The organism is Allobosea sp. AAP35 (genome assembly GCF_001295925.1).
Taxonomy (GTDB): Bacteria; Pseudomonadota; Alphaproteobacteria; order Rhizobiales; family Beijerinckiaceae; genus Allobosea.
This window is the reverse complement of sequence record NZ_LJHQ01000070.1, coordinates 20,434-45,422: the sequence shown is the minus strand read 5'-3', so window position 1 is coordinate 45,422 and position 24,989 is coordinate 20,434. Positions and strand designations below refer to the sequence as shown.

At 65.5% G+C, this 24,989-nt stretch carries 21 protein-coding genes; 16 read left to right on the top strand and 5 right to left on the bottom strand.

The genetic code is table 11. The annotated features are described in order from the left end of the window. Positions 1-41: 41 nt before the first annotated feature. A complete protein-coding gene (gene pepT, locus IP69_RS19770) occupies positions 42-1,301 on the bottom strand; it encodes a peptidase T (protein ID WP_054144588.1) in 1,260 nt (419 codons plus the stop codon). A 330-nt stretch (positions 1,302-1,631) separates the two neighbouring features. Here pepT and IP69_RS19765 point away from each other — a divergent pair, with 330 nt between their 5' ends. From IP69_RS19765 to IP69_RS19725, 10 genes are all read left to right on the top strand, one after another. After that, the gene (locus IP69_RS19765) at positions 1,632-2,405 is read left to right on the top strand and encodes a ferredoxin--NADP reductase (RefSeq protein WP_054144543.1); all 774 of its coding nucleotides are present in this window, start codon (positions 1,632-1,634) and stop codon (positions 2,403-2,405) included. 118 nt (positions 2,406-2,523) lie between these two features. Continuing rightward, the gene (locus IP69_RS19760; protein ID WP_054144587.1) at positions 2,524-4,023 is read left to right on the top strand and encodes a M81 family metallopeptidase; all 1,500 of its coding nucleotides are present in this window, start codon (positions 2,524-2,526) and stop codon (positions 4,021-4,023) included. 29 nt (positions 4,024-4,052) lie between these two features. Further along, positions 4,053-5,213 (top strand): M20 aminoacylase family protein, encoded by a 1,161-nt coding sequence (locus IP69_RS19755; protein WP_054144542.1) that lies wholly within the window; start codon positions 4,053-4,055, stop codon positions 5,211-5,213. Further along, positions 5,213-5,380, top strand: a complete 168-nt coding sequence (locus tag IP69_RS22020; protein WP_156323567.1) for a hypothetical protein — start codon at positions 5,213-5,215, stop codon at positions 5,378-5,380. Before IP69_RS19755 ends, IP69_RS22020 begins: the two co-directional genes overlap by 1 nt. Before the next feature lie 76 nt (positions 5,381-5,456). Next, positions 5,457-6,608 (top strand): M20/M25/M40 family metallo-hydrolase, encoded by a 1,152-nt coding sequence (locus tag IP69_RS19750; RefSeq protein ID WP_248306908.1) that lies wholly within the window; start codon positions 5,457-5,459, stop codon positions 6,606-6,608. Between the two features lie 91 nt (positions 6,609-6,699). Then, the gene (locus IP69_RS19745) at positions 6,700-8,265 is read left to right on the top strand and encodes an ABC transporter substrate-binding protein (RefSeq protein ID WP_054144541.1); all 1,566 of its coding nucleotides are present in this window, start codon (positions 6,700-6,702) and stop codon (positions 8,263-8,265) included. A gap of 33 nt (positions 8,266-8,298) precedes the next feature. Next, entirely contained in the window at positions 8,299-9,240 is a 942-nt protein-coding gene (locus IP69_RS19740) for an ABC transporter permease (RefSeq protein WP_054144540.1), read from the top strand. Between the two features lie 50 nt (positions 9,241-9,290). Next, positions 9,291-10,163 carry an ABC transporter permease gene (locus IP69_RS19735; RefSeq protein WP_282568251.1) on the top strand — a complete coding sequence of 291 codons (873 nt, stop codon included), beginning with the start codon at positions 9,291-9,293 and terminating at the stop codon, positions 10,161-10,163. A gap of 32 nt (positions 10,164-10,195) precedes the next feature. Then, positions 10,196-11,833, top strand: coding sequence for an ABC transporter ATP-binding protein (locus IP69_RS19730; protein WP_054144585.1), 1,638 nt, complete (start codon positions 10,196-10,198; stop codon positions 11,831-11,833). Between the two features lie 41 nt (positions 11,834-11,874). Next, the gene (locus tag IP69_RS19725; RefSeq protein ID WP_054144538.1) at positions 11,875-12,654 is read left to right on the top strand and encodes an enoyl-CoA hydratase/isomerase family protein; all 780 of its coding nucleotides are present in this window, start codon (positions 11,875-11,877) and stop codon (positions 12,652-12,654) included. A 40-nt stretch (positions 12,655-12,694) separates the two neighbouring features. Here IP69_RS19725 and IP69_RS19720 read toward each other — a convergent pair whose 3' ends face one another. The 4 genes from IP69_RS19720 to IP69_RS19705 all read right to left on the bottom strand — a co-directional run bounded on the left by IP69_RS19720 (position 12,695) and on the right by IP69_RS19705 (position 17,126). After that, positions 12,695-13,999, bottom strand: a complete 1,305-nt coding sequence (locus tag IP69_RS19720; protein WP_054144537.1) for a four-carbon acid sugar kinase family protein — start codon at positions 13,997-13,999, stop codon at positions 12,695-12,697. 7 nt (positions 14,000-14,006) lie between these two features. Next, complete coding sequence (locus tag IP69_RS19715) at positions 14,007-15,281, bottom strand: ribulose-bisphosphate carboxylase large subunit family protein (protein WP_054144536.1); 1,275 nt, start codon at positions 15,279-15,281, stop codon at positions 14,007-14,009. Positions 15,282-15,414: 133 nt separating this feature from the next. Further along, complete coding sequence (locus IP69_RS19710) at positions 15,415-15,954, bottom strand: VOC family protein (RefSeq protein ID WP_054144535.1); 540 nt, start codon at positions 15,952-15,954, stop codon at positions 15,415-15,417. A 155-nt stretch (positions 15,955-16,109) separates the two neighbouring features. Continuing rightward, positions 16,110-17,126: a TRAP transporter substrate-binding protein gene (locus tag IP69_RS19705; protein ID WP_054144584.1), complete on the bottom strand. Its 1,017-nt coding sequence runs from the start codon at positions 17,124-17,126 to the stop codon at positions 16,110-16,112. Between the two features lie 141 nt (positions 17,127-17,267). Here IP69_RS19705 and IP69_RS19700 point away from each other — a divergent pair, with 141 nt between their 5' ends. The 6 genes from IP69_RS19700 (at position 17,268) to IP69_RS19675 (ending at position 24,149) form a co-directional block, all read left to right on the top strand. Then, on the top strand, positions 17,268-18,302 hold the full coding sequence (locus IP69_RS19700) for a LacI family DNA-binding transcriptional regulator (protein ID WP_248306907.1): 1,035 nt from the start codon (positions 17,268-17,270) through the stop codon (positions 18,300-18,302). A gap of 183 nt (positions 18,303-18,485) precedes the next feature. Then, positions 18,486-18,740, top strand: coding sequence for a hypothetical protein (locus tag IP69_RS19695; RefSeq protein WP_054144533.1), 255 nt, complete (start codon positions 18,486-18,488; stop codon positions 18,738-18,740). Between the two features lie 279 nt (positions 18,741-19,019). After that, entirely contained in the window at positions 19,020-20,096 is a 1,077-nt protein-coding gene (gene gmd, locus IP69_RS19690; RefSeq protein WP_054144532.1) for a GDP-mannose 4,6-dehydratase, read from the top strand. Further along, positions 20,086-21,048: a GDP-L-fucose synthase gene (locus tag IP69_RS19685; protein ID WP_054144531.1), complete on the top strand. Its 963-nt coding sequence runs from the start codon at positions 20,086-20,088 to the stop codon at positions 21,046-21,048. Before gmd ends, IP69_RS19685 begins: the two co-directional genes overlap by 11 nt. A gap of 219 nt (positions 21,049-21,267) precedes the next feature. Then, entirely contained in the window at positions 21,268-22,680 is a 1,413-nt protein-coding gene (locus IP69_RS19680; RefSeq protein ID WP_054144530.1) for a mannose-1-phosphate guanylyltransferase/mannose-6-phosphate isomerase, read from the top strand. A gap of 122 nt (positions 22,681-22,802) precedes the next feature. After that, complete coding sequence (locus tag IP69_RS19675) at positions 22,803-24,149, top strand: UDP-glucose/GDP-mannose dehydrogenase family protein (RefSeq protein ID WP_054144529.1); 1,347 nt, start codon at positions 22,803-22,805, stop codon at positions 24,147-24,149. Positions 24,150-24,989 lie beyond the last annotated feature (840 nt).

The following is a 24,989-nucleotide window of genomic DNA, read 5'->3' as shown; positions in this document are numbered from 1 at the left end:
TCGCCAACGGGTGGGAATCGCTTTTTTGCATCAGCCCAGCGCTAAACTTGGGCTGCAGGCGGCGTTTCTTCGGCTGGATTGTCAGTGCCAGCCAGGCAGATCGCGCGGGCGAGCGCGAAGGAGGTCTCGAACGCCGGCACCGGCAAAAACTCGAAGCGCGAATGGAAATTGTAGGCGCCGGTGAAGAAGTTCGGGGTCGGCAGCCCCCTTGCCGACAGCGCCGCCCCATCCGTGCCACCGCGCATCGGGATCAGCTTCGGCGCGATGCCGAGAACGACCATCGCCGCCAGCAACCGATCGACGCTGCGGCGGTCCTCGCCGAGGCTGTCGGAGATGTTGCCATAGGTGTCGATGATGGTGCAGGCGACGCCGCCGGTCGGATAGCGCGCCGCGATCAGCTTCGCGACCTCGGCGACGCGGCGCTTGCGCTGCTCGAAGCTCTCCTTGTCGAAATCGCGGATGGCGAGCTTCAGACGGGCCTGGCTGGCATGGCCCGTGATCTCGGTGAACCAGACATAGCCCTCGCGGCCGGCCGTGTTCTCCGGCGTCTGCGCCCGGTCGAACTGCGCGATGAAGTCGTGCGCCATCAGGACGGGATTGACCATGACGCCCTTGGCCGACATCGGATGGGCGCTGACGCCGGTGAAGACGATCTCGCCCGCCGCCGCGTTGAAATTCTCGATCACGACTTCGCCGACCTCGCAGCAGTCGATCGTATAGGCGAAGTCGCAGGGGAAGCGCGCGAGATCGAGCGCCTTGGCGCCGCGCAGCCCGATCTCCTCGTCGGGGACGAATGCGACCAAAATGTCGCCGTGGCGGTCTTGCGGGCGAAGCGTTGCCAGCAGGGTCATGATGATGGCGATGGCGGCCTTGTTGTCGGCACCGAGCACGCTGGTGCCGTCGCTGAAGATGACGTCTTCCCCCGCCCAGCGCGCGATCTCGGGATGGTCGGCGACGCGCAGCCAGATGTCGTGCTGTTCATTCAGGCGGAGGTCCTGGCCCTCGAAGCGCAGGATCTGCGGGTGGATAACCGGCGATAGGCCGGAATCGACCGTATCGACATGGGCGATGAAGCCGATCCGGGGCGCGCCTTCGACCGTTCCGCGCTTCAGCGCAGTGACGGTGGCGTGGTCGTCCACGACAATGTTTTCGAGGCCGAGCCCACGCAGTTCATCCGCCAGCAGATCGGCCAGGCGCTGCTGGCCAGGCGTGCTCGGCAAGGTGGTCGCTCGGGCATCGCTCTGGCTCTCGATCGCGACATAGCGGAAGAAGCGTTCGATCAACTGCGCGCGGATGGTCATGCTCGCTCCGATTGCCGATTGCCGATTGCCGATGTCCGGACGCCGGCAGGTCCGGCGTATGGTGGCTTCCCGCATAGCGATGTCAGCTGCGAAAATCGAGGCGACGATGCGATGCCTGGCGCCGGGCCTCAACCTGCCTTGGGGGGCGCCTGCGGCGGTCTAGCCTGGTTGTAATTCAAGCGCGATGGCGCAAAACCGGGCATGGGGCGGCTTGCGTTCGACGCGCGCTTCGCAGAGGAGTGGCCGGCATCATCGAAACGGGCCGCCCACGGCCCTGATCTGCCCTGATCGGCACCCGGAGCGAAAACGGTCGGACTGGAAGACGCGAACATGAGCAATCAATATGTCGAGAAGGTTCTGTCGGTTCACCACTGGAACGACACGCTGTTCAGCTTCCGCACCACCCGCAATCCTGCCTTCCGCTTCGAGGCCGGCCAGTTTGCGATGATCGGCCTGATGGTCGAGGGGCGCCCACTGCTGCGCGCCTACAGCATGGCCTGCGCGCCCTACGATGACGAGCTCGAATTCCTCAGCATCAAGGTGCCCAACGGGCCGCTGACCTCGCGCCTGCAGAACATCGTGCCCGGCGACGAGATCCTGATCGGGCGCAAGGCGACCGGGACGCTGCTGCACGACAATCTGCTGCCCGGCCGCAACCTGTATTTCCTGTCGACCGGGACAGGCCTCGCTCCCTTCATGAGCCTGATCCGCGACCCGACGACCTATGAGCGCTTCGAGAAAATCGTCCTGATCCATGGCGTGCGGCTGGTCTCGGAGCTGGCCTATGAAAGCTTCATCCGCAACGACCTTCCGGCCGACGAACTGATCGGCGAGATGGTCTCGGCCCAGTTGATCTACCATCCGACCGTCACCCGCGAGGACTACCCCAATCGCGGCCGCTTGACCGAACTCTTCGCCTCGGATGCCTGGTTTGCCTCGCTGGGTCTGCCGATGGCCGATGCCGCGCATGACCGCGTCATGCTCTGTGGCAGCCCGGCCATGCTCGCCGATATGAAGCTCCAGCTCGAGGGGCGCGGCTTCGTCGAGGGCTCGAGCTCGACGCCGGCGACTTACGTCGTGGAGCGCGCCTTCGTCGAGAAATGAGGCCCCTGGCCTGGGGCGCTGCCTGTCTCTTGGGCAGCCGGCACGATTTCGCGCTTGAAGCGATATTGCGGGCGTGATGACCTGCAGCGGTCTTGCCGTTTGCCGGGAGCCGCTCCTCATGTCGCCACGCATCGCCTTCGGCGGGTTCCTGCACGAGACCAACACCTTCGCGCCGAGCAAGGCGGGGATGGAGGCCTTCATCCAGGGCGGCGGCTGGCCGGCTCTGGCGCGGGGCGAGGCGATCTTCGCCGCGGTCGACAGCGTCAATGTTGGCGCCTCGGGCTTCGTCGAGACGGCGCGCGGGCTGGGCTGGGAAGTGGTGCCGACGCTGTGGTGCGCGGCGAGCCCCTCCGCCCATGTCACGGCGGAGGCCTTCGAGGCGCTGCTGGGCGAGCTGGTTCAGGCGATCACGGCGGCCCTGCCGCTGGACGGCGTCTATCTCGATCTGCACGGCGCCATGGTGGCGGAGGGTTTTCCGGACGGAGAGGGCGAGACGCTGCGGCGCGTTCGCGCCGCGATCGGACCCGACGTGCCGCTCGTCGCCAGCCTCGACCTGCATGGCAATGTCACGCAGCTGATGGTCGACAGCGCCGATGGGCTGGTCGCCTACCGCACCTATCCGCATGTCGACATGGCGCTCACGGGGAGCCGCGCGACGACCTATCTCGCCCGGCTGATCGGCACGACGAAGCGCGACGCCAAGGCCTTCCGCCAGATCCCCTATCTGATCCCGATCGCCTGGCAGGCGACGGCGATGGAGCCGTGCAAGACGATCTATGGCGAACTTGCCGCGCTTGAAGGTGATAGCGTGCCGACGCTCTCCTTCCTGCCGGGCTTCCCTGCCGCCGATTTCGCCGATTGCGGGCCGACGGTGGTCGCCTATGGCGCGACGCAAGCCGATACCGACCGGGCGGCTGATGCGGTCGCCGCGCGGGTGCTGGCCAGCGAGGCCGCGTTCAACGGCAAGGTCTTCGAGCCCGATGCGGGCGTTCTGGAAGCGATGGCGTTGTCTGCCGGGGCGACAAAGCCGATCGTCATCGCCGACACGCAGGACAATCCGGGCGCGGGCGGGGATTCCGACACGATGGGGATGGCGCGCGCGCTCGTCCGCAACGGTGCGCAGCGGGCGGCAATCGGGCTGATCGTCGATCCCGAGGTGGCGCGGCAGGCGCATGAGGCCGGCGTGGGCGCGACGATCACGACTGCGCTCGGCGCCAAATCCGGCATTCCCGGCGATGTGCCGCTGGAGGGCGACTTCATCGTCGAACACCTGTCAGATGGCCGCTTCATCGCGCCGGGTCCGTTCTATGGCGGGTCGCGGATGAATCTCGGCCCCTGCGCGGCGCTGCGCATCGGCGGGGTGCGCATCGTCGTCGCCTCGCGCAAGGCGCAGATGGCCGATCAGGCGATGTACCGGCAGGTCGGCATCGAGCCGACGCAGCAGACGATCCTGGTCAACAAGAGCTCGGTTCATTTTCGCGCCGATTTCGAGCCGATCGCGCATTCGATCCTGGTTTGCGCGGCGCCCGGCCCGATGCCGGTCGACCCCTCCGTGCTGCCCTGGAAGCATCTGCGGCCGGGCCTGCGCACCGCGCCGCTCGGCCCCGTCTTCGGCTGATCGCCTTCACCCTCCCGGAGTTTCTGCCCATGCCTGCCTTGCCCGCGATCGAGGCCTTCACGGACGAGCTCGTCGCCATCCGCCGCGATCTCCACGCCCATCCGGAGATCGGCTTCGAGGAGGTGCGCACTTCGGGCATCGTCGCCGAGAAGCTGGCCTCCTGGGGTATCGAGGTGCATCGCGGCATCGGCGGCACGGGTGTCGTCGGTATCCTTCATGGCACCGGCGGTCCCGGCCGGCGCATCGGGCTTCGCGCCGATATGGATGCGCTGCCGATGGACGAGTTGACCAACCTGCCCTGGCGCTCGACGATTCCCGGCCGGATGCATGCCTGCGGCCATGACGGCCACACCACGATGCTGCTCGGCGCCGCGCGCTATCTCGCCGAGAATCGGGGCTTCGCCGGTACGGCGGTGTTCGTGTTCCAGCCGGCGGAGGAGGGGCTGGGCGGCGCGCGGGCCATGCTCGCCGACAATCTGTTCGAGCGCTTTCCCTGCGACGAGATCTACGGCCTCCACAATGCCCCCAATCTCGACCCCGGCCAGATCGCGGTCTTTCCCGGCGCAGCGATGGCCGGCGCGGATTTCTTCGACATCAAGATCACCGGCAAGGGCAGCCATGGCGCGATGCCCCATGTCGGGCGCGACCCGGTCATCGTCGCGATCTCGCTGGCCGCGGCGCTGCAGACCATCGTCAGCCGCAATGCCGATCCGCGCGAGGCCGCTGTGCTCTCGATCACGCAGATCCATGCCGGCTCGGCGTATAACGTGATCCCCGAGGAGGCGGTGCTGGCCGGCACGGTGCGGACCTTCTCGCCCGAGATCGCCAAGCTGATCCGCGAGCGCATGCGCGAGATCTGCGCCGGCATGGCGCTGACCTTCGGCGTGCAGATCGACATCGACATCCGCGGCATCTTCGACGTGCTGGTGAACCATCCGGAGCAGTCTGTCGCGACGGCGGCCGTGGCGGCCGAGATCGTCGGGGCCGGCAATGTCCTGACCGAACCCAAACCCGTCATGGGCAGCGAGGATTTCGCCGACATGCTGCGCGTGGTGCCCGGCGCCTATGCCTGGGTGGGACATGCCGGCAGCGTGCCGGTCCACAACCCCGCCTTCATGCTCGATGACGGCATCCTGCCGATCGGCGCGAGCCTGATGGCGCGGCTCGTCGAGACGCGAACCGTGGCGTGATGGCCCGGCTCGACATGAAGCCCGATATCGTCAATCTCCGTTTGTTCGTCATCACCCGCGCCGTCATTCCGGACAAGCCGCGAAGCGGCGCAGCTCCGGAATCCATCATAGGGCACCGTCGCGCATTACGATGGATTCCGGGTCTGCGCTTCGCTTGCCCGGAATGACGGCGAGGGGATCGTCAGGGCCAGAGCCATTTAAATCATACGATTTAATTCAAGCCAGCATTTGAGGACAAGACGCATGATGCGCGCCGATTTCCGCCCTGCAGATTTGCCGCTCGACACCGACGCCCTGCTCGCGGGCCTCAGGCCCTGGATCGAGTGCGAGAGCCCGACCTTCGACCCTGCTGCCGTCAACCGCATGATGGATCTGGCGGCGGCCGAGCTGGCGGCAGCCGGCGCCGTCGTGACGCGCATTTTCGGACCGCCCGGACTCGGCGATTGCGTGCGTGGCGATTTCCCGCATCCGCGACGGGGTGAGCCCGGCATCCTGGTGATGTCGCATCTCGACACGGTTCATCCGGTCGGCACGCTCAAGACGCTGCCGTTCAAGCGCGAAGGCTCGCGCTGCTACGGGCCGGGCATCCTCGACATGAAGGGCGGCGCCTATGCCTCGCTGCAGGCGGTCGTCGCGCTGGCCAAGGCGGGCGTCGAGACGCCGCTGCCGGTCAGCGTGCTGTTCACCAGCGACGAGGAGATCGGCAGCCCCGGCACGCGCGAGATCATCATGGCGGAGGCGCGCAAGCACCGCTTTATCCTCGTGCCGGAGCCCGGCCGGCCGGGCAATGGCGTGGTCACCGGGCGCTATGCGATCGCGCGCTTCAACCTGCTCGCCGAGGGGCGGCCGAGCCATGCCGGCTCGCAGCTCAAGAACGGGCGTTCGGCGATCAGCATGATGGCGACGCAGTTGCTCGCGATCGAGGCGATGACGGATGACGACTGCACCTTCAGCGTCGGCGTGATCTCGGGCGGGCAATGGGTCAATTGCGTGCCGACGTCCTGCTGCGCCGAGGCGCTGAGCATGGCGAAGCGGCAGGAGGATCTCGACCGCGGGGTCGAGCGCATGCTGGCGCTGAGCGCGCAGAACGATGACGGCACGCGCTTCACCGTCAGCCGCGGCGTCACCCGCCCTGTCTGGGAGCCAAATGACGCCACGCTCAAGCTGTTCGGGCTGGCGCGCGAGGTCGCGGGCGAACTGGGCTGGACGCTGGAGCACGGCTCGGCGGGCGGTGGCTCGGATGCGAATTTCACCGGCGCCGAGGGCATCGCCTCGCTCGACGGGCTGGGACTTCTGGGCGCCGGCTATCACACGCTGGAGGAGCATATCGAGGTCGAGAGCCTGGCGCAGCGGACGCGGCTGATGGCTGGACTGCTGGCACGGTTGACCGCGTGAGCGCACCGGGCGAGCATGATCGGACCGGTGGCACAGGCCCTGCATAGAACGGGGCACGTCGATCGAGCAGGAAACGTTGAGGGAGAGCACCATGACATGGCGTTTGAAGACACTTGCGGCTGCCTGCGCAATCGTCGCCGGCACCTCGCTCGCGCAGGCGCAGACCCTGAAGATCGTGATGCATTCCGACGTGAAGATCGTCGATCCGATCTGGACCACGGCCTATATCGTCCGCAATCACGGCTACATGATCTACGACACGCTGTTCTCGATGGACGAGGCCGGCAACATCAAGCCGCAGATGGTCGAGAGCTTCACCGAGTCGCCCGACAAGCTGACCTATAAATTCACGTTGCGCGACGGCTTGACCTGGCATGACGGCAAGCCGGTCACCACGGCCGATTGCATCGCCTCGATCACGCGCTGGTCGGCCAAGGATCCCGTCGGCCAGAAGTTGATGACCTTCGTCGACACGATCACGGCCGACGACGCCAAGACCTTCACGGTGAAGCTGAAGTCCCCGACCGGGCTCTTAATCTTCGGCCTCGGCAAGCCTTCGTCCAATGTGCCGTTCATGATGCCCGAGCGCGTGGCCAAGACCGACCCTAACACCCAGATCTCGGAATTCGTCGGGTCCGGCCCCTTCGTGCTCAAGCTCGACGAGTGGAAGCCGGGCGACAAGATCGTCTACACCAAGTTCAAGGACTACAAGCCGCGCGCCGAGCCCGCTTCGGGGCTGGCTGGCGGCAAGGTCGCCAAGGTCGATCGGATCGAGTGGCTTGCGGTCTCCGACCAGCAGCAGGCGGTCAATGCGCTGCTGGCAGGCGAGATCGACATGGTCGAGCAGCCGGCCTTCGACCTGATCCCGCTGCTCGCCGGCGACAAAAGCATTAAGCTGTGGAACTACAACCCGCTCGGCCTGCAATACACGATGCGGTTCAACCACACGCAGCCGCCCTTCGACAATCCGAAGATCCGTCAGGCCGTGACCTATGCGCTCAACCAGAAGGACTTCCTGGAGGCGACCGTCGGCAATCCGGAATACTTCAACGCCTGCAAGGCGATGTTCGTCTGCGGCACGCAGCTCGCCTCCGAAAAAGGCATGGAGGGGCTGCTCGAATCGAACTTCAAGAAATCGCAGGAGCTGCTGAAGGAGGCCGGCTATGACGGCAAGCCGATCGTGCTGCTGCACTCGACCGACCTGCAGTCGCTGACCAATCTCGGGCCCGTCGCCAAGCAGTTGCTCGAGAAGGGCGGCTTCAAGGTCGATATGCAGTCCTCGGATTGGCAGACCGTGGTGTCGCGCCGCGTCCGCAAGGACCCGGTCGACAAGGGCGGCTGGAACCTGATGCAGACCTCCTGGGTCTCGGCCGACATCCTCAACCCGGTGATGGCCGGCTTCTTCAATGCCAGCTGCGACAAGGCGGCCTTCGGCTGGCCCTGCGACGAGCAGATGGAAAAGCTGCGCGACGATTTCGCCCGCGAGCCCGATCCGGCCAAGCAGAAGGCGATCGCGGAAGCCGTGCAGATGCGCTGGCGCGAGATCGTCACCCATGTCCATCTCGGCCAGTACAATGTCCCGATCGCGACGCGGACGAACCTCACCGGCATCCTGACCGCGCCCGCGCCGGTGTTCTGGAATGTCGAGAAGAAGTGAGGTGGCGACGCTGATCGCACGGAACCAGGGCTGATGGCCGGCTACATCCTGCGGCGCCTGCTGGCGACGATCCCGGTCCTCGTGATCGTCGCCGTCCTGGTCTTCCTGATGCTGCGGCTGACGCCGGGCGATCCGGCTGCGGTCATCGCCGGGGACAATGCGACGACCGAGCAAATCGCGCTGATCCGCAACCGGCTCGGCCTCGACCAGCCGATCCTGGCGCAGTTCGCGATCTGGGCCGGCAATCTGATGCAGGGCAATCTCGGCGAGAGCTTCTTCTTCAAGAAGCCGATCGGCGAGCTGATCGTGGGACGCATCGAGCCGACGCTGTCGCTGGCGTTTGCGACGATGCTGATCGCGATCAGCGTGGCGATCCCGCTCGGCGTTCTCGCCGCCTACAAGCACGGCTCCTGGATCGACCGCGTCGTGATGGGCTTCTCGGTGCTGGGCTTTTCGGTGCCGGTCTTCGTCATCGGCTACGCCCTGATCTATGTCTTCGCGATCACGCTGGGCTGGTTTCCGGTGCAGGGCTACCAGCCGCTGTCGGGCGGGTTCTGGGGGTTCCTGCAGCGGCTGGTGCTGCCGGCGGTGACGCTGTCGGTGATCTATATCGCGCTGATCGCGCGGATGACGCGCGCCAGCGTGCTCGAAGTGTTGAACGAGGATTACATCCGCACCGCCCGCGCCAAGGGGCAGGTCGAGCGCAAGATCCTGTTCCGCCATGCGCTCAAGAACGCCGCCGTGCCGATCGTCACCGTGGTCGGCATCGGCATCGCGCTCTTGATCGGCGGGGTCGTCGTGACCGAGAGCGTGTTCTCGATCCCCGGCCTCGGGCGGCTCACCGTCGATGCCGTGCTGGCGCGCGATTATCCCACCATCCAGGCCGTGATCCTGCTGTTCTCGGGCGTCTATGTCGGCATCAACCTGCTGATCGACCTCGCCTACAGCCTGTTCGACCCGAGGATCCGCTATTGAGCGCCGAGCCAACCCTTCTCGCCGCCGTCGCGGCCGAGCCGGCCCCGCCTGTGCGCACCGTGCTGCGGCGGCTCGTCCATAACCCCGTCGTCGCGATCGGCGGCACCGTTCTCATGCTGATGACGCTGCTGGGCCTGTTCGCGCCGTGGCTGGGCACGATCGACCCGACCGCGATCAACCCCAGCACGCGCAACCGCCTGCCGGGTTTCGAGCGCACGATCCGTGCTGATGACGGCACGACCACCGTGTTCAAGCACCGGATGGGGACGGATTCGTTGGGACGCGACGTCTTCAGCCGCGTCGTCTATGGCGCGCGGGTCTCGCTGCTGATCGCGGTTTCGGTGGCGTCGGTGGCGATCGCGATCGGGCTCGTGATCGGACTGATTGCCGGCTATGTCCGCCCGCTTGACGGTGTCATCATGCGCGTCATGGACGGGTTGATGGCGATACCAGGCATCCTGCTCGCCATCGCGGTGGTCTCGCTGTTTCGCAGCGGGCTGACCTCGGTAATCATCGCGATCATCGTGCCGGAAATCCCACGTGTCGTGCGGGTGGTGCGCTCGATCGTGCTGTCGGTGCGCGAGGAGCCCTATGTCGAGGCCGCGATCATGGCGGGCACGCGCCTGCCGCAGCTGATGATCCGCCACATCCTGCCCAACACGATCGCGCCCTTGATCGTGCAGGGCACCTTCATCGCGGCCTCGGCGATCCTGGTCGAGGCGATCCTGTCCTTCCTCGGCATCGGCATTCCCCCGGAGATTCCGACCTGGGGCAACATCATGGCCGAGGGTCGCAACCTGTTCCGCGTCTTCCCGCACAACATCCTCTATCCCGGCATCTTCCTCGGCATCACCGTGCTGGCAGTGAACATGCTGGGCGACGGGCTGCGTGACACGCTCGATCCCAAAATGGCCGGCCGATGAACGATGGCGGGACGGTGAACCATGGTCAGCCGATGAGCGCCGCGCAGACGCCCGTCCTCGAGATATCCGGCCTGAGCATCGCGCTGCCCGGTGGCGGCGACCGGGCGAGGGCGGTCGATGATGTCTCGATCAGCGTCGCGGCCGGCGAGATCGTCTGCGTTGTCGGCGAATCCGGCTCGGGCAAATCCGTGACCGCCTTCTCGGTCATGGGCCTGCTCGCCAAGGTGCTGAGGCCGATCGCGGGCGCGATCAAGCTCGAAGGCGAGGATCTGCTGACGGCCACGCCCCAGCGTCTGCGGGCGCTGCGCGGCGACCGCATGGCGATGATCTTCCAGGAGCCGATGACGGCGCTCAACCCGGTGCTGACGATCGGCGACCAGATCGAGGAGGTGCTGCGCATTCACACCGATCTCGGCCCGACCGAGCGGCGCTCCCAGGTGCTCGCCATGCTGGAATCGATGCGCCTGCCCGAGCCCGAGCGGATGCATGCCTCCTATCCGCACCAGATCTCCGGCGGGCAGCGCCAGCGCGTGATGATCGCCGCTGCGCTGATCCTCGATCCCGCGCTGCTGATCGCCGACGAGCCGACCACCGCGCTCGACGTCACCACGCAAGCGCAGATCCTCCGGCTCATCAAGGACATGCAGAGCCGGCGCGGCACAGGCGTTCTGTTCATCACCCATGATTTCGGGGTCGTTGCCGAGATTGCCGACCGCGTCGTGGTGATGGAGAAGGGCCGCGTCGTCGAGCAGGGGCCGGCCGTCGACATCCTGACCCGGCCTCAGCACCCCTACACGCAGATGCTGATTGCGGCGGTGCCAAGCCTCAAGCCCGCCGATCGCAAGCCGGCGCTCGGCCCGCTGGCGCTGGAAACAGTCGGGCTCGCCAAGACCTACAGCTCGAAGGCGCTGTTTTCGAAAGCGCGCGTCGTGCATGCGGCCAAGGATGTTGCGATCAAGGTTCGGCGCGGCGAAACCGTCGGCATCGTCGGGGAATCCGGCTCCGGCAAGACGACGGTCGCCCGCTGCATCGCCAGGCTGATGCCACCGAGCGAGGGCGCGATCCTGGTGCCCGACATCGACATCGCCACGCTGACGGAGCGCCGCCTGCGGCCCTATCGCCGCAAGATCCAGGTCGTCTTCCAGGACCCGTTCCGCTCGCTCAACCCGCGCCGCACCGTCGGGGCATCGATCGTCGAGGGGCCGATGAATTTCGGGCTGAGCGCGAGCGACGCGATGCAGCGCGCGCGCGACCTGATGGCGTTGGTCGGCCTGCAGCCCCAGGCGCTGGAACGCTACCCGCACCAGTTCTCCGGCGGCCAGCGCCAGCGCATCGCGATCGCGCGTGCGCTCGCGATGGAGCCCGAGATCCTGATTGCGGACGAGGCCGTCTCGGCGCTCGATGTCTCCGTGCAGAAGCAGGTGCTGGCGCTGCTGGCCGATGTGCAGGAGCGCTTCAACCTGGCGATCCTGTTCATCACCCATGACCTGCGGGTGGCGGCGCAGATCTGCGACCGGATCGTGGTCATGGAAAAGGGCGTGATCGTCGAGCAGGGCGCGACCGCGCAGGTGTTTTCCGCGCCGGCGCATGCATATACCCGAGCCTTGATCGAGGCGGCGCCGGGCAGAGAGTTTTCAACCGGCGTCGCCGTTGACGCTGTCCAGGGCTGACCGGATAGTCCGCTCCTTTCCGGAGCGAAGGCGGTGGGCGCATGGACGACGAGGTTCTCTACGCGGTCGACAGCGGGGTCGGCACGATCATGCTGAACCGTCCGCAGGCGCGCAATGCGCTCACCTTCGCGATGTATGAGCGGCTCGCGGCGATCTGCGGTGATCCTGCCGCGCATGGCTCGCCCAAGGTGCTGATCGTCACCGGAGCAGGCGACAAGGCCTTCGCGGCTGGCACCGATATCGCGCAGTTTCGCGCCTTCGCGACGCCGGAAGACGCGCTGGCCTATGAGGACAGGATCGAAGCTGTGATCACCGCGATCGAGAGCTGCCCGATCCCGACCATCGCGGCGATCTCGGGGGCGGTCACGGGCGGCGGCGGCAGCATCGCCTGCGCCTGCGACATCCGGATCGCCACCGCTTCGGCGCGCTTCGGCTACCCGATCGCCCGGACGCTCGGCAATTGCCTGTCGATGGCGAACTACGCCCGGCTCGCGGCGCTGCTGGGGCCGGCGCGGGTCAAGGAGATCATCTTCACCGCGCGGCTGATCGAGGCGGAGGAGGGCCAGCGCATCGGGCTTTACAGCGAGGTGCTGGGCGACCACGCTGCGCTGATGACGCGGGCGCGGGAGCTTGCGGCAACGATCGCGAGCCATGCGCCGTTGACGATGCGGGCGACAAAGGAGGCGCTGCGGCGGCTGGCCAAGGCTGCCGTCCCCGAGGATGGGAACGACCTCGTGGTGATGTGTTACACCAGCGCCGATTTTCGCGAGGGCATGGAGGCCTTCCTGGGCAAGCGGGCTCCGCACTGGCAGGGGCGATGAGGGGGCGGCTGATCGCGGCGGCTCTCGCTCCGATCCGGCGTCAGCTGACGGCAACCGCGTCGAAAAAGTCGACAGGACCCATCTGGCCGCCCTTCAGGATGATATCGAGCCCGTCGAGCCCGTCGAGGTCGGCGTTGTCGCTATGCGTCCGGCAGAGCGGCGCGCCCGGCACGCAAGGAGCGCGATAGGACAGGCCCCAGATGTCGAGCGACTTGACCGCGAGGCTCGATGTATCGCCGCCGGCGACGACGAGGCGCCCGATCGTTGCCCTCTCCATCAGGCCGCGCAGCAGTCGGCCTGTGGCCCGCGCGACGTTGTCGGCATTGTCGGGAGCCTGGGACGGGCGGTCTGTGACGAGCATGACGTTGTGGCCCAAGGCGAGCTTGGCCTGCGCATCCTGCTCGAGCGCCAGCGCATAGGCAGGCTCGGAGAGCAGGCTCGCCGTGTCGATGCCGATGCGCTCAAAGGCGGTCGCGGCCTCGACTTGTGCGCGCGTTACCGGCGACAGGCTGCCGACCAACGCAAGCACCGGGCCCGCACGCGGCGCCGCGACCGGAGCGGAGGCGGCAGCCCGGCCACCTTCAGGCCATGTCAGCGCCAGGGCCTGGGCCACGCTGCTGGGGCCGATGGCGAGCAGCCGGCCCTGCTCCATCTGGCGCCGCAGCAGGGCGCCGATCACGGCGAGGTCCTGCATGCGCGCGACGTCGAGCAGCACCGCATCGGCGTTCGATCCCGCTGCGAGGCGGGCTGTCAGCGCGGCCTCGGGACCGGTGCCTTCATAGCTGCGGTAGTCGATCAGATCGATCCGTTCCAGCCCCTGCGCGGCGAGATGCCGGCGCAGATCGGCCTCGCCCATCGGCGTCACCGGATGGACGCTCATGGTCGGGTGGCGGTCGATGCGGTGCACGGGACCTCCGCTCCCGGCCGCCGCGAAAAGATTGCCGAAGAGACAGTAGCGCCCGAGATTGGGCTGGCCGCCGATGATCGGCAGGACGGGATTGGCGAAGAAGGGGCGCAACGCTCGCGCGGCCGCACCAAGGCTGCCGAGATGGGGCGCGCTGTCGAAGGTCGAGCAGCATTTGTAATGCAGGATGCCGATGTCGGCCTCCGCGAAGAAGCGGCCGGCAGCGGCGAGTTCCGTCGCCATGGCTTCGGGCGCCATGGCGCGGGTGGCGCCGGCGATGCCGATTGCATCGAGCGGGCCGGCAGCTGCGAGCTGCTTCGGCGTCGGAATGCGCAGGAACAGCAGTGCCGCCAGATCGTGCTCGGCGAGTGCGGCCAGCGCATCGGTGGCGCCGGTGAAATCGTCGCCATACCAGCCATAGGAGGGACGAGGCGGGGTCATGGCCTGCCTATCCCGCGACCTTGCCGAAGAAGTCGAGAGCCTGTCGCAGTTCCGGATGCAGGGCGGCGGCGTCGGTCAGGGATACCCCAGATCCAACCGCCTCCCAGGCCTGGCGGATGCTGGCGACGCCCGCTGCCGGCCCGCCGGGATGGGCGAGGATGCCGCCGCCGGCCATGAAGAGCAGGTCGCTATGGCCAATCGCGTCGAAGGTCGGCTGCGCCGTTCCGGCCCATTGTCCCGAGGAAAAGGCCGGCAGGACGCGGTCGTCGATGCCTTCGGCGAGTGGGGTGACGCAATCCTTCGCCGAGGAGACGACCTCCTCGTCCTCCTGCGCGAACTTCCCTCGCAGTCCATGCACATGCATGTGGTCGACGCCCGCCAGCCGCCAGAGCGTTTGATAGGCCTGGAACGAGATGCCCAGCAGCGGATGGCGCGAGAGCGCGCCGAAGCCGTTGCGGTGCCCGTGCAGCGCGAGATCGGTCGCGCGGCGCAGCGTTTCGATGGCGGAGAGACCGCACCAGTTGAGGCTCGCCATGACGCAGGTGCCGCCCTCGCGCGCCACCAGATCGGCATGGCGTTTCATCGCGTCGGTCTCGTCGGTGATGTTGAAGGCGATCATCACCGCCTTGCCGGTTTGGTCCTGGTGGCGCCGGACGACGTCCATCACGGCCGGCACGCGCTGTGCCAGCGGAGCGTGGACGGGATCGGCCGAAATCTCGTCGTCCTTGATGAAATCGAGGCCCGCCTCGCAGAGCTTGCCAACGAGCGAAGCCGTCTCCTGCGGGCTCAAACCGACATTGGGCTTGATGATCGAGCCGACCATCGGCCCGCAGGCGACGCCGGTCAGCTTTCGCGTGCCGGCAATGCCCTGGCGCGGCATCTGGAAGCGGCTGCGGAAGGCCGCCGGGAGGGTCATCGTGTCGAGCCGAAGCCCCGTGACCTCGCCGAGATCGTAGAGGTTTCCGGCGACGATTGAGGCCAGCGTGGCGAGATTGGCGCCGACATTGTCGATGGGAAAGGAGATCGCGACGCGGGCGCGGCGCCAGGGGCCGGAGATGGCCTTTTTCGCCAGCCAGGCATTGGGTAGGCTGGGTTCGGCGGCGACTTCCAACTCCTCGATACGGGTCACGACCGCGCGCGTGCGGCTGCGCAGTTCGTCGGTTTCGCCGGCGACGCGGGTGAAGGTGCCGCTCGACTGTTCGCCGGCCATGATCTCGGCGACCTTGGCAAGGTCGAGCGGGGTCTCGATCAGGTAGGTGGCTTCGAAGCGATCGGCGGTCATGTCAGAATTCCGGTGGTCGGCGCGCGCCATTGCGAGGAGGCGCAGCCGACGAAGCCATCCAGAGGGGGCAAAGAGCGCACGGCGCCTGGATTGCTTCGCTGCGCTCGCAATGACGGGGAAGTCTGGCTGCCCGCTACAGCTTGGTCAAATCCGGAAACGGCCGCACGGGGTCGCTGCCGTCCCAGATCTCTGAGGCCTCGCGGATCAGGCGGAACATCTCGCCCTTGGGGCCGGCGACCTCGGAGAGCTCGATCACGGTGCCGGGATGGTAATGCGTGTCGAAATAGATGAAGCGACCGCGTTCGCCGACCTCGCCCGACATCACCGCCTTGAAGCCCTGCGCCGTCAGGCGTTCGAGGTCGGCATCGTAGTCGGAGGTCCAATAGGCGACGTGCTGCAGGCCGGAATGGCCGGCATCCGTGAAGTCCTTGTACATGGAGGGCACGGCGTTGCGGCACTGGATCAGCTCGATCTGAAGCGGGCCGGAATTGGCCAGCGCGACCGAGTTGTGTGGCTCATAGGCATGCCCCTTGTAGCGGTAGTTTTTGATCGGGACCTTCGGATTGTAAAAGAATGGCCCGACGCCGAGCACGCGGCTCCAATAATCCATCGCCGCCTCGATATCGGGGACGACATAGCCGGCCTGCCGGATTTGGCCGAAGAAGCGGCTCATGGGGATATCCTCGTGCTGGTCGGTGGTGATCGGGTTGCAGATTCAGGATGTCCCCGCCTTCACACGCCGGCCGCGAGGCGGGAAGGCCGGGCGCAAGGCGGCATGTCGCCGCCGTTGCTCCGACCTTCGCCTGGTGATGGAGCCGGGACGCGGGCTCAGGCGAGCTTGCCCACGGCGCCTTCGAGCAGGCCCCAGGCCTCCGGGCCGAAACGCTCCTGCCATTCCTTGTAGAAGCCGGCATCGCGCAGCTTGGCCCGGAAGGTCTCGGGGTTGGTCTTGTTGAAGACGAGCCCCTTGGACTGGAGATCGGCCTGGACGGTCTCGTTGAGCGCCTTGATGTCGCCGCGCTGCTTCACGCCGGCATCGTTAATGGCGTCACTGACAATCTTCTGGATGTCGGCCGGAAGGCCACGCCAGGCACGGCCATTGGCGATGAACCAGAAGCCGTCCCAGATGTGGTTCGAGAGTGCGCAGCTCTTTTGCACCTCGAACAGCTTGGCGACCTGGATGATCGGCAGGGGGTTTTCCTGTGCATCGACGACCTTGGTCTGCAGCGCCGTATAGACCTCCGAGAATTGGAGGCTGGCAGGAGCGGCGTCGAGCGCCTTGAACATCGAGATCGAGAGCGGCGACACCGGCACGCGAATCTTGAGCCCGGCCATGTCCTTGGCCGCTTCGATCGGCTTGCCCGAGGTCGTCATCTGACGGAAGCCGTTGTCCCACATCTTCTCGAAGGCAAAGAGATTGAGCTTCGAGATCGCCTCGCGGACATGGGCGCCGAGCTTGCCGTCCATCGCCTTCCAGACCTGGTCGTAATCGGAGAAAGCAAAGCCCACCGCGTTGATCGCCGCGACCGGCACCAGCGTGGCGATGACCAGCGCGGAGGGCGTGAAAAAGGTGATGCCGCCGGCGCGAACCTGGCTCAGCATATCGGTGTCGCCGCCAAGCTGGTTGTTGGGGAAGATCTTGATCTCGACCCGGCCCTTGCTCTCCCTGGCGATCCGCTCGGCCGCTTCCTGGGCGCGGATGTTGAGCGGGTGGCTGAGCGGCAGGTTGTTGCCGTATTTCAGCTCGAACTCGGCCGCGCGGGCAATGTGCGGCATTCCGATCAGCGAAAGTGCGGGTGTGGCGGCAAGCGTGCGCAGCACCGTGCGCCGGGTCAAAACGGTCATGTCTTCCTCCCTGGATCGCTGTGCGATCTGATTGTTGATGGTGTTCTTCCCTGAACGATAGGGAGCGGCCATGATGGGCGTCAAACTCAATTCTTGATGTGTTTTGATGGGTTTTAGCCGATGCCCCAAGAGCCTGATGCCTTGCCGAAGCGGCGCCGTTCGCTGCGGATCGACGATGTCGCCCTGCGTGCTGGCGTCTCGAGCGCGACTGTCGATCGCGTCTTGAACGGCCGTCCCGGTGTGCGCGCTGTGACGGTGCAGCGCGTGCTGCGGGCGGCCGGCGAGATCGGCTACGTCATCGATGGGGCGCAGCCGGCGAGCGCGCTCAAGCCACTGCGGCTCGCCTTCCTGCTGCCGGCGGGAGGAAATCGATTCCTGGGCATGCTGGGCCGGGTCATCGGCGGCGCGCAGGCGCAACTGGCGTCCTTCAACATGCGCGCCCGGGTCGACACCATCGAGAGCTTCAAGCCCGAACTGCTCGCGCAGCACCTCAAGAAAATCGGGCGCGAGGTCGATGGCGTCGCCTTCATGGCGCTGGAGCATCCGACCGTGCGCGAGGCGGTCTCCTGGCTGGCGGGGCATGGCGTGCCGACGGTGACGCTGATTTCCGACATCGCGAACACGCAGCGCGTTGCCTATGTCGGGCTCGATAATCGCTCAGCCGGGCGCACGGCCGGGTATCTGCTGGCGCGCTTCATCGGCCCGAGGCCCGCCAAGGTCGCGATGATCGCCGGCAGCCTGAGCTATCGCGCGCATGAGGAGCGCGAGATGGGATTCCTGCATCTGTTCCAGGACCTGTATCCGGCGATCCAGGTGGTGGGCCTGCGCGAGGGCCATGACGAGGAGGCACGCAATTATCGCCAGACCAAGACGCTCCTGGCCCAGCATCCCGACCTTGCGGGCATCTACAATATCGGCGGCGGCTCGGAGGGGATCGCGCGTGCGCTGAAGGAGGCCGCGCGACAGCATAGCGTTGTCTTCGTCGGCCATGGTCTGACGCCTGATACGCGCGCCCTGCTGATCGAGGGCGCGATGGACGCGGTGATCACCCAGAACCCCCAGGCGGCGATGATGGACTGCGTCTCGATCTTCGCCAATCTCCGTGCGGGCCGGCCGGCGACGCAAGGCGTTGAGCCGCCGCGCACCGAAATCGTGCTGCGCGAAAACCTGCCATAGAGTTGGAAAGCGGGCAGCGGTTTGGGCACCTCCCGCATTCTCACATGCGCGAAGACGCCTGCGCATTCAACTGACTTTGTTGGGCCGTGGAAGCAGCGCCTGATTGGTGCCGAAAAGCGACAGAATTCGTTGGCCCCAATATTGCTCGGACTTTGCTCGATTGATTTAAAGTAGGAGCGTTCAATGACCAACGTGCCTGCGAAGACACAATTCGCTGCTTGCGAATGCGGTGCCCCTTCGATCGCGATTCCCGCCGATCTCGTCGATGATGCGCCCGTGGCCTGTGGCGGATGCGACAGGATCATCGGCTCATGGCTGGGCTACAAATCCTTCGTCAGCCGATCGATCGCGCTGGAAACACATGGCTGCTCGAATAAGCCGCTGGTCTGCCTTGATCCAATGGTTCAACCGCTCGAGGATGCGCTGACGGATTTCTGAAGCCTTCGCAACATAGCTTACAAAACGCTCCCGCCAGTTGTCATTCCCGCCTCAGAGCGACCATCAGCTGCCGTCGCGGCTTCTCGGGTAGAGGCTTGAGACCGTTCGTGAGACTTGGTTCGGCTCGGACGTATCTGCGGGGGCCTCACCCATTGCCACATGCTACGCTATGTGGGATTTGCGTCGAGCCGGATCCGCCCTCCTCGCCACCAAGCAGGAAAGAAGACCGGTGTTGGGCCGGCGGGCCCGATTTTTTACCCGCCGATAGCAGAGGATAACATGGACAAGTCCGGGGTTGGTAAAGTTGCTCTGATCACGGGTGTGACAGGGCAGGACGGGGCCTATCTCTCCGAGTTGCTGCTGGAGAAGGGATACATCGTGCACGGCGTTAAGCGCCGCTCCTCCTCCTTTAATTCGGGGCGAATCGAGCACCTCTACCAGGACCCCCACGAGACGGATCAGCGCTTCATTCTTCACTACGGAGACATGACGGATTCGACGAACCTGATCCGCATTGTGCAGGAGGTTCAGCCCGACGAGATCTACAACCTCGCAGCGCAGAGCCATGTGCAGGTCTCGTTCGAGACGCCCGAATATACCTCCAATGCCGACGCCACCGGCACGCTGCGTCTGCTGGAGGCGATCCGCCTTCTTGGCCTGACCAACAAGACAAAATTCTACCAGGCCTCGACCTCCGAGCTTTACGGCAAGGTCCAGGAGATCCCGCAGAGCGAGAAGACGCCGTTCTATCCGCGCAGCCCCTATGCGGCGGCGAAACTCTACGCCTACTGGATCGTGGTGAACTACCGCGAGGCCTATGGCATGCATGCCTCGAACGGCATCCTGTTCAACCACGAAAGCCCGCTGCGCGGCGAAACCTTCGTGACCCGCAAGATCACCCGCGCGATCGCCGCGATGCATCTGGGCTTCCAGGACAAGCTGTATCTCGGCAATCTCGATGCCAAGCGCGACTGGGGCCATGCGCGGGAATATGTCCGCGGCATGTGGCTGATGCTGCAGCAGGACGAGCCGGACGACTACGTCCTGGCGACCGGCGAGACCACGATGGTGCGCGATTTCGTCAGCCATGGTTTCAAGCAGGTCGGCATCGAGATCGCCTGGCAGGGCGAGGGCGTCGATGAAAAGGGGCTCGATGCCAAGACCGGCAAGGTCTTGGTCGAGATCGATCCGCGCTATTTCCGCCCGACGGAAGTCGAGCTGCTGATCGGCGATCCGACCAAGGCTCTCACCAAGCTCGGCTGGAAGCATGACACGAAGTGGCAGCAACTCTGCGAAGAGATGGTCGCGTCCGACCTGAAGGTCGTCCAGCAGGAGCGCCGCCGTAATGCCGAGTGACGTTCTGGCTGGTGGGGCCGGCTTTGATCTGACCGGCAAGCGCATCTGGGTCGCGGGACATCGCGGCATGGTCGGGGCGGCGCTGGTGCGTCGCCTGCAGAGCGAGTCCTGTGAGGTGCTGACGGCCGGCCGCGGCGACGTCGATCTGCTGCGGCAGGACCAGACTGAGAGCTGGCTTGCGAAGAACAAGCCGGATGTCGTGATCGTGGCTGCGGCCAAGGTCGGCGGCATCCTCGCCAACGACACCTATCCGGCCGATTTCCTGTACCAGAACCTGATGATCGAGGCGAATGTCATCGAGGCGTCGCGACAGGCCGGCGTCGGCAAGATGCTCTTCCTGGGATCAAGCTGCATCTATCCAAAGCTTGCACCCCAGCCGATCCAGGAGGATTCACTCCTGACCGGGCCGCTCGAGCCGACCAATGAATGGTATGCGATCGCCAAGATCGCCGGCATCAAGCTCGCCCAGTCCTATCGCAAGCAATATGGTTGCGACTACATCTCGGCGATGCCGACCAATCTCTATGGGCCGGAGGACAATTTCGATCTCCAGTCCAGCCATGTCTTGCCGGCCCTGCTGCGCAAGGCGCATGAAGCCAAGCTGCGCGGCGACGCCGAATTGACGATCTGGGGCACCGGCACGCCGCGGCGCGAATTCCTGCATGTCGACGACTGCGCCGACGGGCTGGTCCATCTGCTCAAAACCTATTCGGGCTTCGAGCATGTCAATATCGGCTCGGGCGAGGATGTGACGATCCTCGAACTGGCGCAGACGGTGTGCGAGGTCGTCGGCTTTGAGGGTTCGATCGTCAAGGACACGAGCAAGCCCGATGGCACGCCGCGCAAGCTCATGAGCGCAGACCGGCTGCGGGCCATGGGCTGGACGCCGAAGATCGGCCTCAAGGACGGTATCGCACAAACCTATCAGTGGTTCCTCGCAAATCGCGCCTAAAGTGTCTGCCTGGGCTGTTTCCCGTGGGCGGCGCATCACCAACGCCCAGAAGACAATCTGGCCATAGTCCGTCCCTACTGCCTTCTTGCGATCAAGCTGCCTCGATCCCCACGCGTCGCTTGAGGAAAAGCGAGCAATACGCAATATGCGTCCGGCGCGCCCGTTGCTTTCACTGGCACTGTAGGCCTACTGAACTCCGAATTTAGGAGCTTTTGACCCATGTCGTTCAAGATCGTCCCCGTCGTGATGTGCGGCGGCGCTGGAACGCGCCTTTGGCCTGTGTCGCGTGATACCATGCCCAAGCAGTTCATCCCACTGCTCGGTCAGGAGTCGACATTTCAGCGGACAATGCGACTCCTGTCGGATGCGTCCATCTTCGGTCAGGCCATCGTCGTGACCAATGTCGAGTATCGCTTCACGGTGCTCGACCAGCTCCAGGCCATCGGGCTGGCAGCGCAGATCGTGCTCGAACCCGTTCGCCGCGATTCCGCGGCGGCTGTCGCCACGGCGACCGAGCTGGCGCTTGCTCGTGACGAACACGCGATCGTCGGTGTCTTCGCCGCCGATCATGTCGTCCAGGACGGCGAATTGTTTGTCGAGACCTGTCGGCAGGCAGGTGTGGTTGCAGCACAGGGACGCATTGTGACCATCGGCATTCCGCCGAGCAGTCCGGCAACGGGCTACGGCTACATCCGTCCCGGTGCGGAGATCGGCGATGTGGCGCGGCAGATCGCTGCTTTCGTCGAGAAGCCGGACGCGGCGCGTGCCGCCCAATATTTGCTCGACGGCTATCTCTGGAATTCCGGCAATTTCATTTTCGACGCCATGACAATGCGCGCCGAACTCGAAGCGTTCGAGCCAGGGATTGCCGCTCCCGTGGCGGATGCCGTCACCAAGGCAAAGCGTGACCTCGATTTCCTGCTTCTCGATAAGGCTTCTTTCGAAGGGGTGAAGAAGATCTCCATCGACTACGCCGTCATGGAGCGGACGCAGAAGGCGGCGGTTATCTCAGGACATTTCGGCTGGTCCGATGTCGGCGGCTGGCCTGCCGTTTGGGACCTTTCGGAAAAGAATCCGGACGGCAACGCCATCGAGGGGCGGGGCTATGTGCTTGACGGCGCCAACAACCTCATTCGCTCCGAGGAGGCGCTGGTGGCGGTGATCGGTCTCGACGACATCGTGGTAATCTCGACCCGCGATGCCATACTGGTGACGCGGAAGGCGGTAGCCGACAAGGTTAAGGACATGGTCGCGCTGATCACCGCCAAGGGCGAATCGGAGGCCGGCGCACATCGTGAGGTCCAGCGGCCCTGGGGCCGCTATTTGTCGATCGATCTAGGCGTGCGCCACCAGGTCAAGCGGATCACCGTGAAGCCGGGCGGGGTCTTGTCGCTCCAGAAGCATTTCCACCGCGCGGAGCACTGGGTCGTGGTGCGAGGCACGGCGGAAGTCACTCGCAACGACGAGACGATCATCGTGCATGAAAACGAGTCGATCTATCTGCCGATCGGCTGCGTCCATCGCCTGACCAACCCTGGCAAGATCCCGCTCGAACTGATCGAGGTCCAGGTCGGCTCCTATTTAGGAGAGGACGACATCATCCGCATTGAAGACATTTACGCCAGAGCCTAGGTCGAAGGGGGCATCGTGCAAGGGGCGACCGAGGCTCGTGTCGCTGCGGTTCTGACAGGCCTGCCGCCTGTTTTCGTATCAGCCGTTTTTCGCTCGTGCTGGGCGCTACTGGAGAAACGCCGATGAAGATCGTCATGGTCGGGTCGGGATATGTCGGCCTCGTGTCCGGCGCCTGTTTTGCAGATTTCGGCCATGAGGTCGTCTGCGTCGACAAGATGGAAAGCAAGATCACGGCACTGAAGCAGGGCGAGATCCCGATCTTCGAGCCCGGGCTGGCCGATCTGGTGCGCAGCAATGCCGAGGCGGGTCGTCTCTCCTTCACAGCCGATCTGGCCGGGCCGGTCTCGCAGGCGGACGCCGTGTTCATCGCGGTCGGCACGCCGTCGCGTCGCGGCGACGGCTTCGCAGACCTGTCCTATGTCTATGCTGCGGCGCGCGAGATCGCCCATGCGCTCGACGGCTACACTGTCATCGTCACCAAATCGACCGTCCCGGTCGGCACAGGCGACGAGGTCGAGCGCATCATCCGCGAACTGCGTCCCGACGCCGAATTCGAGGTGGTGTCGAACCCCGAGTTCCTGCGCGAGGGCGCCGCGATCGAGGACTTCAAGCGCCCCGATCGGATCGTCATCGGCACAGAGGAACTGCGGGCACAGGCCGTGATGGCCGACGTCTACCGGCCGCTCTACCTCAACAGCGCGCCGATCCTGAACATCAGCCGCCGGACGGCCGAACTGACCAAATATGCCGCCAACGCCTTCCTGGCGACCAAGATCACTTTCATCAACGAGATGGCGGATTTGTGCGAGCAGGTCGGCGCTAATGTCCAGGACGTCGCGCGCGGCATGGGTCTCGACAACCGGATCGGCGGCAAGTTCCTGCATGCCGGCCCCGGATATGGCGGCTCATGCTTCCCGAAGGACACGCTGGCGCTGATCAAGACGGCGCAGGATTACGGCACGCCCTCGCGGATCGTCGAAACGGTCGCCTCGGTGAACGACCAGCGCAAGCGGGCGATGGCCAAGAAGGTTGTCGCCGCCTGCGGGGGCTCGGTGCGCGGCAAGACGATTGCGGTGCTGGGACTGACCTTTAAGCCCAATACCGACGACATGCGCGATGCGCCCTCGCTGGCGATCGTAACCGCGCTGCAGGATGGCGGGGCGATCATCCGGGCGTTCGATCCGGAGGGGATGGAACAGGCCAAGGCGATGCTTCCTTCCGAAGTCACCTACTGCAAGGACGCTTATGAGTGCGTCGAGGGGGCGGATGCGGCGGTGATCGTCACCGAGTGGAACATCTTCCGGGCGCTCGATTTCGACCGCATCAAGGCCGCGATGGTCACGCCGATCCTGGCGGATCTGCGCAACGTCTACCGGGCCGAGCAAATCCGCGGCAAGGGGTTTACTTACGTCGACATCGGCCGGGGCGTAATGGCACCGGATGTCGGCATCCGGGCGGACGTGGCCTGATGCTGCCCATACTGTTCTAGGAGTTCTGTTGCATTTGGCTTTTATTGGCGATGAAATCGCGCGGCTAATCTGACGTAGCTTTCGACCCTCCTGGAGTCCGACCTCCAGCAGATCCTTGGCGAACTGGGGGTTTTGACTTAACAGGACTCGGATTGCTGCAGTGACCGATCGTGCAGCAACCCGGCCCCGCGGCTCCCACGCCGCGGCAGTTGCGACGCTCATAGTGCTGGCGCCATCTGCCCCTTGAGGACCATCGCGGCAGCTGGAAAGCGAGGGCTGTCGCCGATGCGCTTCGCACCCCGGTCTCGTTCCACAGCGATGGGTTTCGATGAGTCCAGCCGATGCAGCCTGCTGACCGACGCCGGGGCCGAAGCCTGAGCCGATCGGGCCGGGCTCGCCGGCGCGCAAGAGCGTTGGACGGTATCGAAGGGAATGCGGTGGCGGTCGCGACATGAGGGTCTTGTTCGCCGTCGTTTAGGGAGAGGATCTCGATAACGCGACCGGACTGCACGCCGACATGTTGCCGGCGGCGGGTTTTTCGCATCGCGATCGGGCAGGCTGGCGGGACGGGTGATGAGAACGAAGCGCCGGCCCTCGGGCTCGGCGAGGCGCGGCGTCCGCCTCCCGAGCCCCTCTGACAGTGTCGCCACCGCGCGGTTCGCGGGCTGCGTTCGTTGCCATACGATGGTGTTGATGCCGCCCAAAGACCGGCCGACCGGACACTTGCGAGCGACCACGCGAGCTCATGCGTCTGCGCCGCAAGGAGGCCGCCGACCGCCGGGCCCGGGGGGAAGGCGCGGGGCGGTCGCATGGTTCTGTGCAGCACGCAGGCGCAGGCGC

Bases quoted from the DNA above. Each gene is read 5' to 3' on its own strand.
- pepT (WP_054144588.1), bottom strand. From the start codon at position 1,301: ATGACCATCCGCGCGCAGTTGATCGAACGCTTCTTCCGCTATGTCGCG.
- IP69_RS19765 (WP_054144543.1), top strand. From the start codon at position 1,632: ATGAGCAATCAATATGTCGAGAAGGTTCTGTCGGTTCACCACTGGAAC.
- IP69_RS19760 (WP_054144587.1), top strand. From the start codon at position 2,524: ATGTCGCCACGCATCGCCTTCGGCGGGTTCCTGCACGAGACCAACACC.
- IP69_RS19755 (WP_054144542.1), top strand. From the start codon at position 4,053: ATGCCTGCCTTGCCCGCGATCGAGGCCTTCACGGACGAGCTCGTCGCC.
- IP69_RS22020 (WP_156323567.1), top strand. From the start codon at position 5,213: ATGGCCCGGCTCGACATGAAGCCCGATATCGTCAATCTCCGTTTGTTC.
- IP69_RS19750 (WP_248306908.1), top strand. From the start codon at position 5,457: ATGATGCGCGCCGATTTCCGCCCTGCAGATTTGCCGCTCGACACCGAC.
- IP69_RS19745 (WP_054144541.1), top strand. From the start codon at position 6,700: ATGACATGGCGTTTGAAGACACTTGCGGCTGCCTGCGCAATCGTCGCC.
- IP69_RS19740 (WP_054144540.1), top strand. From the start codon at position 8,299: ATGGCCGGCTACATCCTGCGGCGCCTGCTGGCGACGATCCCGGTCCTC.
- IP69_RS19730 (WP_054144585.1), top strand. From the start codon at position 10,196: ATGAGCGCCGCGCAGACGCCCGTCCTCGAGATATCCGGCCTGAGCATC.
- IP69_RS19725 (WP_054144538.1), top strand. From the start codon at position 11,875: ATGGACGACGAGGTTCTCTACGCGGTCGACAGCGGGGTCGGCACGATC.
- IP69_RS19720 (WP_054144537.1), bottom strand. From the start codon at position 13,999: ATGACCCCGCCTCGTCCCTCCTATGGCTGGTATGGCGACGATTTCACC.
- IP69_RS19715 (WP_054144536.1), bottom strand. From the start codon at position 15,281: ATGACCGCCGATCGCTTCGAAGCCACCTACCTGATCGAGACCCCGCTC.
- IP69_RS19710 (WP_054144535.1), bottom strand. From the start codon at position 15,954: ATGAGCCGCTTCTTCGGCCAAATCCGGCAGGCCGGCTATGTCGTCCCC.
- IP69_RS19705 (WP_054144584.1), bottom strand. From the start codon at position 17,126: ATGACCGTTTTGACCCGGCGCACGGTGCTGCGCACGCTTGCCGCCACA.
- IP69_RS19695 (WP_054144533.1), top strand. From the start codon at position 18,486: ATGACCAACGTGCCTGCGAAGACACAATTCGCTGCTTGCGAATGCGGT.
- gmd (WP_054144532.1), top strand. From the start codon at position 19,020: ATGGACAAGTCCGGGGTTGGTAAAGTTGCTCTGATCACGGGTGTGACA.
- IP69_RS19685 (WP_054144531.1), top strand. From the start codon at position 20,086: ATGCCGAGTGACGTTCTGGCTGGTGGGGCCGGCTTTGATCTGACCGGC.
- IP69_RS19680 (WP_054144530.1), top strand. From the start codon at position 21,268: ATGTCGTTCAAGATCGTCCCCGTCGTGATGTGCGGCGGCGCTGGAACG.
- IP69_RS19675 (WP_054144529.1), top strand. From the start codon at position 22,803: ATGAAGATCGTCATGGTCGGGTCGGGATATGTCGGCCTCGTGTCCGGC.